At 57.1% G+C, this 9,610-nt stretch carries 10 protein-coding genes and 2 pseudogenes; 7 read left to right on the top strand and 5 right to left on the bottom strand.

All coding sequences use genetic code 11. The annotated features are described in order from the left end of the window. Positions 1-179 (top strand): annotated as a pseudogene (locus M3I54_RS42475) (IS256 family transposase); the annotation flags it as partial. Positions 180-236: 57 nt separating this feature from the next. Here the strand turns inward: M3I54_RS42475 and M3I54_RS42480 are convergent. Both M3I54_RS42480 and M3I54_RS42485 read right to left on the bottom strand, forming a co-directional pair. Continuing rightward, positions 237-494 (bottom strand): hypothetical protein, encoded by a 258-nt coding sequence (locus M3I54_RS42480; protein WP_254346246.1) that lies wholly within the window; start codon positions 492-494, stop codon positions 237-239. Between the two features lie 185 nt (positions 495-679). Next, a complete protein-coding gene (locus tag M3I54_RS42485; RefSeq protein ID WP_254346248.1) occupies positions 680-940 on the bottom strand; it encodes a hypothetical protein in 261 nt (86 codons plus the stop codon). A gap of 825 nt (positions 941-1,765) precedes the next feature. On the opposite strand from M3I54_RS42485, the gene M3I54_RS42490 reads away from it, so the two are divergent. The 4 genes and pseudogenes from M3I54_RS42490 to M3I54_RS42505 all read left to right on the top strand — a co-directional run bounded on the left by M3I54_RS42490 (position 1,766) and on the right by M3I54_RS42505 (position 3,799). Further along, positions 1,766-2,203: a hypothetical protein gene (locus M3I54_RS42490; RefSeq protein ID WP_254346249.1), complete on the top strand. Its 438-nt coding sequence runs from the start codon at positions 1,766-1,768 to the stop codon at positions 2,201-2,203. 94 nt (positions 2,204-2,297) lie between these two features. Then, on the top strand, positions 2,298-3,017 hold the full coding sequence (locus M3I54_RS42495) for an IS6 family transposase (protein ID WP_254346250.1): 720 nt from the start codon (positions 2,298-2,300) through the stop codon (positions 3,015-3,017). Positions 3,018-3,073: 56 nt separating this feature from the next. Then, positions 3,074-3,533 (top strand): annotated as a pseudogene (locus M3I54_RS42500) (IS630 family transposase); the annotation flags it as partial. Positions 3,534-3,553: 20 nt separating this feature from the next. Continuing rightward, positions 3,554-3,799: a DUF6429 family protein gene (locus M3I54_RS42505; protein ID WP_254346256.1), complete on the top strand. Its 246-nt coding sequence runs from the start codon at positions 3,554-3,556 to the stop codon at positions 3,797-3,799. A 95-nt stretch (positions 3,800-3,894) separates the two neighbouring features. Here M3I54_RS42505 and M3I54_RS42510 read toward each other — a convergent pair whose 3' ends face one another. From M3I54_RS42510 to M3I54_RS42520, 3 genes are all read right to left on the bottom strand, one after another. Continuing rightward, complete coding sequence (locus M3I54_RS42510; protein WP_254346251.1) at positions 3,895-5,199, bottom strand: M20 family metallo-hydrolase; 1,305 nt, start codon at positions 5,197-5,199, stop codon at positions 3,895-3,897. A 72-nt stretch (positions 5,200-5,271) separates the two neighbouring features. Continuing rightward, entirely contained in the window at positions 5,272-6,780 is a 1,509-nt protein-coding gene (locus M3I54_RS42515; RefSeq protein WP_254346252.1) for an aldehyde dehydrogenase, read from the bottom strand. A 74-nt stretch (positions 6,781-6,854) separates the two neighbouring features. Beyond that, positions 6,855-8,144, bottom strand: a complete 1,290-nt coding sequence (locus M3I54_RS42520) for a cysteine desulfurase-like protein (RefSeq protein ID WP_254346253.1) — start codon at positions 8,142-8,144, stop codon at positions 6,855-6,857. 638 nt (positions 8,145-8,782) lie between these two features. On the opposite strand from M3I54_RS42520, the gene M3I54_RS42525 reads away from it, so the two are divergent. Next, complete coding sequence (locus M3I54_RS42525) at positions 8,783-9,361, top strand: cupin domain-containing protein (protein WP_254346254.1); 579 nt, start codon at positions 8,783-8,785, stop codon at positions 9,359-9,361. Positions 9,362-9,440: 79 nt separating this feature from the next. Continuing rightward, positions 9,441-9,610: transposase (locus tag M3I54_RS42530; protein ID WP_254344814.1), on the top strand; the 170-nt coding region annotated here is incomplete at its 3' end.

Consider the following 9,610-nt stretch of genomic DNA (forward strand, 5'->3'; position numbering starts at 1 on the left):
TACGCAAGATCGTCAAGACGCGTGGGCACTTCCCGACGGACGAGGCCGCGACCAAACTGCTCTGGCTGGCCTTGCGCAATATCACGGCTGACTGGAGCCGTGCCGCGCATGACTGGAAAGCCGCGATGAACCAGTTCGCGATCCTCTACGAGGATCGCTTCACCAGAAATCATTTGTAGAATGCAATTGATGAGCCTGCCAGACGGCAGGCTTTTATCTGCCTTGCACACAAAAATTCAGACACTCCCTGGCGCACTGCTATCCGCAACAATGACATGGACATCCTGCGCGAATGCATCCTCGAAACGACGACGTGCGAGTGCGACGCATTCAGACGCTGGCCCTTGACCCGCGCCCGCTGCGGCTTGTGCGACGGCTTTCGCGGCCAGACCCAATGCAGCGGCCGCATCATCCCACGTCAACCCGCTGGCCATCACTTCCTGAACAAGCTTGCCCGCGATAACGCCAATCCTTGCCTTCAGCTCATCATCCATTGCTTCTGCTCCTGCGAGGCTTCATGCCGCGCCTGTGCGGCATCGCTTGTTCAATCATTTTTGCATTTCAGGCGGGGGCGGCACGCCTGGCGGCGTCCTGATCACACCCGGCCGCAAGATCGCGCAACTGATCACCTGACAGCGACCACGAACATGCCAGTAAGGTAGTCATCCAGTTTTACTTTCTAGAACCGGATTGTGTCGAACGGGACATCGATTCCGTGGTGTTCAAGCACGGCTTCGCGAAAAACCTGCCATTCGCTTTCTCCGGCGCGCTCATGCGTGCAGTGCAGACATTGATCCGCACCGGCCAGCTGTTCGGTCACCGTCCGATGCACGTCGATCCCGAAGCGCTTGCTGAATCGCCCCACACACGAGCCGTCATGCGCGGTCACCCACACGGTATCGCCCAGCGAGGACACGTCAATGCAGTAAGGTTGAGTCACGCTTTTTTCCTGTTTATCCGGTGGCAGTCATGCACAAGTTCGCGTTGTCCTTGCTACCTCCATATGCGGCATCGCCAGTCCCAGCAACCGGCCAAACGCACGGCTTCGCCGGGTGTGTCACAACAGTCGGCCCGGAAGTCAGTTCCGGCCACCGCGATCGCGTGGGGAGGAACGTCATCGCCACACTCGTTCTCGCGTTAGCTCACAACATCCGCGCTGGACGAGAGGTACCGGCCATGTTGCCCCTGCATTCCGGGTACACCTTCGCAACATGCGCGCACTGGCGCTGCTGTCATTGTTTTCCCGCTCCACTGGCGCGTGCGCAACATCACGCCCGACATGACATCCTTTCGAACGGTGCGCCTTCCGCGCGACCGATTTTACCGTGGCCAGGCAGCCAGGAGAGCGCAGGTACGCCGCGCACGCATGTTGGGCGATTGCTAGCTGGCCCGCAGCAGCGTGGCTTGCCGCACGCAACACTTCGTCCGCACAAGCAGCAAAGAACAATAATGAAAAGTACTTCGAACTCACGACGCCAGGTCTTCGTGTGTAATCGCAGCCAGGAGCCTACTCGTGAAAGTCCACAGCGCGACGCCATACCTCTCATTGCTCACGAGGCATTCGTGCCATGCCGCACTGTTGCTCGGCTGCCTGACAAATCCCTGCACAGCGCAGGCGCCAGCAAGTACGCCCCGCACACCCACTGCCGGCGCGCCTAGCTACAAGGTCGGTGATACGTGGACCTTCATATGGGGCCGAACTGACTCCAGGTCCGGGACCCCTCTGGTTGTGACGGTGGTAGAGGTAACAGAGACGCAGACGACGATGTCGTCTTCGTCGAACGGCGGCCCCCCAAAGGAAAACCACTACGACAGTCAGGGAAACCTGACGCGGGATGGCAACGGAACAACGTATGAACCGAGTAATGGAACCCTGAATTTCCCAATGGCTGTGGGAAAGGGCTGGGACTTTCATCATGTCCGGCGTTTCACGCTCGGAACCATTGACGTCAGCGGCCACGATGAGATCGTTGCATTCGAGCGGGTACAGGTACCCGCTGGTTCATTTGACGCCTACAAGATAGTCAGCCATGGGGTGAACGTCAAACGGCTTGATCGCCTGTACGATGCGCCGTTCACCGAAACTTACTGGTATGCGCCAAGCGTTAAAAAGATCATCAAGTCGGATTACGTGTTGTATCTCAATCACCAGGCGCTGCTGACCCGTACGTCCGAACTGGGTGCTTTTTCACTTGCCTCGTGACGTTACCTGGGCTCGACGTACGCTCTGGGGCTCTGGTGCAAATGGTGCTGGCGAATCGGTTAGAGTGTCGGGCTGAACGAATAGAGAACCGACGATGAGCAAGCCGAAGAGCCTGGAGGAACTATTCGCAGGCCGTCATTTTGACCGCGAGGTGATCATTCTGTGTGTTCGCTGGTACTTGCGTTACAAGCTCAGTCTGCGCGATCTTGTGGAGATAATGGCAGAACGGGGTGTGTCGCTGGCCCACACGACGATCCTGCGCTGGGTGCGACGTTATGCGCCGGAGTTCGTCAAACGCTGGAACCGCTTCGGCACACCCACGGGACAGTCGTGGCGTGTCGATGAAACGTACCTGAAGGTCCGCGGCAGGTGGGTCTATCTCTACCGGGCGGTGGATCGGGCCGGCCAGACAGTGGACTTCATGCTCCGTGCAAAGCGCGACGTGAAGGCGGCCAAAGCCTTTTTCAGCAAAGGAATCAAACATCAGGGCCAGCCGCCGAAGACCATCACGCTGGACGGCTATGCCGCCTCACACCGCGCGGTGCGTGAGATGAAAGAAGACGGCCTGCTGCCTGAAGACACAAAGGTTCGATGCTCGAAATATCTCAACAATCTGATTGAACAGGACCATCGCAACATCAAGTCCCGGACAAATGCCATGCTCGGTTTCAAACGTTTCAGGAGCGCAGCGATCACGTTGTCCGGCATCGAGTTGATGCAACGCATTCGCAAAGGCCAGTTCAACCTGGCGAAGCTCGGTCTCAAGAATTCCGATGCGCCCGCTGTCTGGAATGCGGTCCTGTCAATTCAATAAGATATCCTTACCGCTATAAAATAATCGACCATAACGCCTATTTGCACCAGAGCCCGCACGACTACATGCGCCATGGAACCACCACTTTGTTTGCCGCGCTGGACGTTGCCACCGGCGAAGTCATCGGTGAATTGCACCGTTGCCATCGCAGCAGTGAATTCCTGCAGTTCCTGCGCACGATAGAGGCCAACGTGCCCGCCGATCTGGAAGTTCATCTGGTGATGGATAACTACGGCACGCATAAGACGCCTTCTATCAAAAACTGGTTCGCTCGCCACCCGCGTTTCCACGTTCACTTCACCCCAACGTCGGCATCGTGGCTCAATCAGGTGGAACGCTGGTTTGCTACGCTCACCGAAAAATACATCCGACGTGGCACGCATCGATCGACGCGACAACTTGAGAAGCTATCCGGCATTACCTCGACGTCAATAACGCGGATCCCCGGCCGTTCGTCTGGAGCAAGTCAGCCGATGAAATCTCGCGAGCCTCGAGCGGCTTTGCGCTCGGGTATAAGCAGTCTCGGGATGAACGCCATGGACATCAATACAGCTGCGATTGACGACGCCGTTCTCGCGCTCCTGCATTTGACCTTGCATGACCACAACCGCGCCTGGAAAGGCTTCGATTGGGATTCCCTCAATCGTCTTTATGAGCGCGGCCTCATCGGCGATCCCGTCAACAAAACGAAATCCGTGATACTCACTGACGACGGTTTACGAGAATCAGAACGTCTCTTCAAGCAGCTCTTCAGCACTGCTGGCAGCAAAATCGATTTATGAAACGAACTTCCAACTCGCGACACTAGCCGTCATTTTTATATTACATAGGAATACGTATTAAATACTCCACGAAATGATGGTCCGTTTCGCACGACTCAGCGGCCCAGAGACTGGGAAGGCACGTTGCCGTCGTCTTCCGGCGCCGTGGCGCCTCGCTGATTCACACTTTGATCGGCCAGCGAGACAAGCGTCCGGAGCAGCACATTTGCGCCCGCCGCGAGGTCATCTGGTGCGGTCCACTCATCTTCGTGATGACTTATTCCCAATCGGGAAGGCACAAAGATCATTCCTGTCGGCGCTACCTTTGACAATCGACAAGCGTCGTGCATCGCCCCGCTGGTCATTCGCATCGCCGGATAACCTACGCTTTGGGTTATAGCCGCAACCGTCTCAACGATGCAGGTATCAAATTCGATAGGAGGTACGACCATCGTCCTGCGCATAATCGTCTCTACGCCCTCTTCGACGCCGATGACGTGTGCCTTTGCAGCCAGCACGTTTTCGATTCGATCCAGCAGGCCTGCACTCTGGTGACGCAGGTCGATCGAGAAGGACGAGAACCCTGGGACAGTGTTCGGCGAACCCGGCCGCACAGAAACACGCCCGACGGTAAATCGGATTTCTGGGTCGATCGACAGCACTTCTTGACGCATACTCTGCGTGATTCGCGCGAGTGCCATGAAGCTATCCTGTCGGGCTGCCATCGGCGTGGTCCCCGCGTGCCGATCACTGCCTTGCAATTCAACTTCATACCACCGAACTCCCTGCACTCCCTCTACGACGCCGATAGTGCGTTCGTATTGCTCCAGAACCGGCCCTTGCTCTATATGCAGTTCGACATACGCGATCGGCTCGAGTGCACGACGCGAAAACGTTCCTGCGTAGCCAATTCGGGCCAGTTCATCGCCAAACCGTGCGCCATCCGGGGCGACGATGGCTCGGGCAAACGAAAGATCGAGGTCGCCCGCATACCCGCTCGAACCGGTCAGCCCAGGGGAGAATCGTGCGCCCTCCTCGTTCGTCCAGTTCACCACCGCGATTGCCCGCTCAGTGCAAATGTTGTGGTCATTGAGCGTACGAATCACCTCAAGTCCGGCAAGTACCCCGTAGATTCCATCCAGGCGGCCTCCATTGGGCTGTGTATCCAGATGACTGCCCGTCAGCACCACCGAACTATCGAGGCGACTGCCTGCCCGAATCGCGAAAATGTTTCCGAAGGCATCCACATGCACGCTGCAGCCCGCCTCGCGGCACCAGGTGACAAACTGGTCCCTACCGAGCTTGTCTTCATCCGTCAAGGAGATGCGGCAGCACCCACCGTTGTCCTTGGCGCCGATTCCCGCCATCGTGTCGATGGTTGCCTGGAGCCGCTCCAGATTGATTTTCGGAAGGGAATTCATGCGTAAATCGTCCGATTCAAGTCGTTACCTGATCTGGCACAATGGAAGCCCAGATGAGGCAACATCAGTTCGTCAGGAATTCAGGTCGAACCACGTCGTCTTAAGAGCCGTGTACTTGTCGAAGGCATGCAACGACAGATCTCGACCGATCCCCGACTGCTTGAACCCGCCGAAGGGCGTCATCACACTAACCTGATCGACTGCATTCACGGATACGGTGCCAGCGCGCAGAAGCGCCGCGACACGGTGGGCCCGCTTCAGATTGTCAGTCCATACAGATGCACCGAGCCCATAGATCGAATCGTTCGCAATACGGATAGCCTCTTCTTCCGTCTCGAATTCGATCAGACCGAGAACGGGGCCGAATACCTCCTCCTTGGCGAGAGTATCTGACGGCTTCACACCGTCAAAGATCGTCGGGAACAAGAAACAGCCATTGTTCGATTCCGTGCTGCGCTCCCCACCCGTCAACAGGCGGTTTTGACTTTTCCCGATGCCGATATAGCGCAAGACTCTTTGAGTCTGCTCTTCGTCGACCATCGCTCCCATCGTCGATGCCGGATCCAGAGGATCACCGGGACGGTAGTTATCAGCCGCCTCCAGCAGAGCGGCAACAAACTGCGCCTTGACGCTACGCTGAACCAGCACGCGCGAAGTTGCGGAACACACCTCTCCCTGATTGAAGAAGATTCCCTGCGCGGTCGCCCGGGCGGCCGCTTTCACGTCGGCGCAATCTTCAAAAACAAGCAGAGGACTCTTGCCGCCGCACTCGAGCCAGACCTGCTTCATGTTCGAGTTTCCAGAATAGCCCAGGAACAGCTTTCCAACTTCGGTCGAACCCGTGAAAGCAACGCAATCGATGTCTGGATGCAATCCGATTGCCCGGCCAGCGGTCTGACCAAACCCCGGCAGGACGTTGAACACGCCCGCAGGCACGCCAGCCTGGGCGGCCAGCTCGGCGAGCTTCAGCGCCGTCAGGGGTGACTGCTCCGCTGGCTTGAGAATGACGCTGTTCCCGGCAGCCAGCGCGGGTGCACATTTCCATGCCGCCATCTTTAGCGGAAAATTCCAGGGCACCACGGCGCCAACCACCCCAACCGCCTCGCGACGGATAGTGGCGAGTGTGCCGTCACCGGTCGGAGCGACCTCGTCATAGACCTTGTCAAGAGCCTCGGCGAACCACTGGAAAACTTCTGCCGATCCGGGTACATCGAGAGTCGCGGCATCGACGACCAGTTTGCCCATGTCAAGCGATTCCAGCACCGCGAGTTCATCGCGATACTCCAGAATCAGTTGACTCAAGCGCAGGAGAACCCGCTTGCGTTCTGTCGGCGCAACTCGGGACCATACTCCACGATTGAAGGCCTCGCGAGCGGCTTCGACGGCGCGGTCAACGTCGTGGGTATCGCACGAGGCAATCGAGGCCAGAACGGCTCCTGTTGCCGGATTAACCGAGTCGAACGTTTCGCCGGAAATCGCGTTGACGAACTTGCCGTCAATGAATGCCTGCGTCGGGAACTTGATGCGACCGGCGAGTGCTTTCCAGTCCTCGGCCGATTGAGAGAATTGGGGGCTCTGCATTTTGACAGGTGTCCGTTAGATATCTGCGTGGAACTTTCGCCAGCCATCGCGTGTGCAACGGCCGGCACACACGATTACGCAAGGATCCTGCGCATGTGATCGAGGAACACCTCGACTTCGTCGATGGTGTTGTATTGGGCAAAGCTCACTCGCACGACGCCACCCTTGTTGGTGAGGCCGAGACGCTCGACCGGCTCGAGCCCGTAACTGTGTCCAGGCCAAACGTTGACGTTCACCTCGGCGAGGCTCTGTGCGATCTTCGCGGGATCGGCGCCCGCCACGCTGAACGAAATCGTCGGAACGCGGCGGTCCAGACGGTCCTTGGCGGTGATGCCGTGAATGGTCAAGCCCCTAAAAACGCTCAACCCTTCGATCGCGCGCGCCACAAGTTCATCTTCGTAATGTTTGGTGAACGCCATACCCGCGACGATCTTGTCGCGACGCGACGACGCCGCCGTCGCGTCTCCAAACGTCTCTCCGATCCATTCGAAGTGTTCGATCGCGGCGAGTGCGCCAGCGATTGTTTCTCGCGACTTTGTGCCCGTTTCGAACTTGTCAGGAGCGGCATTGCTTGCCGGCCGCACCTTGTAAAACTCCAGTTGCTCAAGTAGCTCCTGGCGACCCCAGAGGATTCCGATGTGCGGTCCATAGAACTTGTAAGCCGAGCACACGAGGAAATCGCATCCGAGTTCCTGAACATCGATCACACCGTGGGGCGCGTACTGTACAGCATCAACGTATACGAGCGCACCAACCTCCTTGGCCCGACGGATAGGTGCCGCGATATCGTTGATCGTGCCGGTGATGTTGCTGGCGTAGTTGATCGCCAGCACCTTGGTGCGCGGCGTAATGATCTCGTCCAGATTCGAAAGGTCGTACTCGCACGTCTTCGGATCGAAGTCGATCCACCGAATGACCAGCCCGTGGTCCCTGGCGGAAAGCAGCCACGGAGAAATGTTGGCATCGTGATCCATCCGCGTCAGAACGATCTCATCGCCAGCCTGGAGCGTGCGCGTAATCGCTCGCGAGAATGCGAACGTGAGCGTTGTCATGTTCTGCCCGAAAACCACCTCGCGCGCGTCGCGAGCGTTGAAGAAGTCCTTGAAGGCCTCACGCGCGTTCGCGACCTTTCGCATCGCCTTCACCGAAGTCGGGAAGTACCCTCCGAGATTTGCGTTGCCATCGATCATGGCGTCCGCCATTTTGTCGATGACCCGCTGCGTCACCTGGGTCCCGGCCGCGCCGTCGAAAAAGATCGTTCCGAGGGTGTCTCGAGCAAAGATGGGAAACTGTTGGCGAATCTGACTGTGGTTCATATGGCTGATCTCACGGGAAAAATTGGCTCGAGGCGCGCTTCCACGCACGGCGCCGTTGGCTCACCTGGAGCAGTGAGTAAACGGGAAATTGTACTTCTTTTAAGGAAAGATACTTTCCTTAAGGGAAAAAAACATGAGTGTTTACCCGCTCCCGTGCACCGCATATGTCGGATACGTCGGAGTAATCCAAACCGGACCATGGCCTTGCGCGTACAAATGTCACCGGAGATGTGCCGAAAGAAATTCGGCCACGATCCACGCTTTCGCACTCCGATATGCGAAAAGGACCCCGACAGCGATGAAGACCACGGCTTCAGCCTTGGCGGCAAGCGCCAGTATCCGCACGCGCCAGTTTCGCAATTCATCAGAGGTTTCTTGCATAGTCAGCCCGTAGGAAATCGACTCGAAGTTTCTGCTATCCGTTTTTGGGATACTATGCGAAGGAAATATAAATTCCCACTAGGAAATTAACTTGCCTTAAACTGTGTCGCGCCCTGCAAGTAGTCTAGACTTTCCGTTTCTCTTGGGACAGAATCTTTCATATGGGGAATACGTCTGTCGCGGAGGAACGTTTTTGAGCGCCAAGGGACAGGTCTGCGATCCGCCCCCCTTACCTCCAACGCAGAGTCGGAACGACTGACCGCGTGAGACGAACCCGAGATGAGAGCGAACTTCAGGAGAGCGCCATGAGTGACGAGATGCCGGTCAAGGTTGGCGTCCGGTTGAAACACACCCGCATGCTCATGGGCATGAGCCTGAAGGAAGTCGCCAGCAAAGCCGGCGTGACCGAAGGCTATCTGTCGAAAGTCGAAAATGACGTATCTCAGCCCTCGTTCGCGACCTTGCACCGAATCGTTCAGGTATTGGGAATCAACATAAGCGCCCTGTTTGCTTCGGCCGAGAAGGGGGACTCCAACGTCTACATTGTCCGGAAGGATCAGCGAGGTATCCTACCGACTGGCCACCGACGCACCGGCAACCGGGTGACGCTCGAAATGCTCGTTCCATCGGGGCCGGAATTTCTGCTTCAAGCCAGCATTCATGTCATTGCGCCTAAAGGCGGCAGCGACGAAAAGATCTCGCACAAGGGCCAGGAGTTTGGCTTCGTTCTTGAAGGCAGACTCAAGTTGCTCGTCGAGGATTCCACCCATGTGGTCGAGACCGGAGATTCGTTCTATTTCGATTCCGAACTCGGTCATCGTTACGTCAACGACACAGATGTGACAACGCGAGTTTTGTGGGTCAATACCCCACCGACCTTCTAATCTCACTGTGTCATAAAAAAATGTTTGCATCAAAGCGATACCTGGTAGTATTGAATAATACAGACTTCGGGCGACCGTGATGAGAGAAGACGTCGACGAATTTGACGCGTATCTGAATCATCTGGCGCAGGCGTTGGGGCACGCCGATCGCCATGCCGGCCTCAAGGGCTACTGTTCGGGCTTGGTAATGCCGTTGTCACGCAAGAGCGTCGAGCCGATGGCTGCGCATATTGATCCCCTTCACGCGAG

The sequence above is a fragment of the Paraburkholderia sp. CNPSo 3274 genome (genome assembly GCF_024206475.1).
GTDB lineage: Bacteria > Pseudomonadota > Gammaproteobacteria > Burkholderiales > Burkholderiaceae > Paraburkholderia.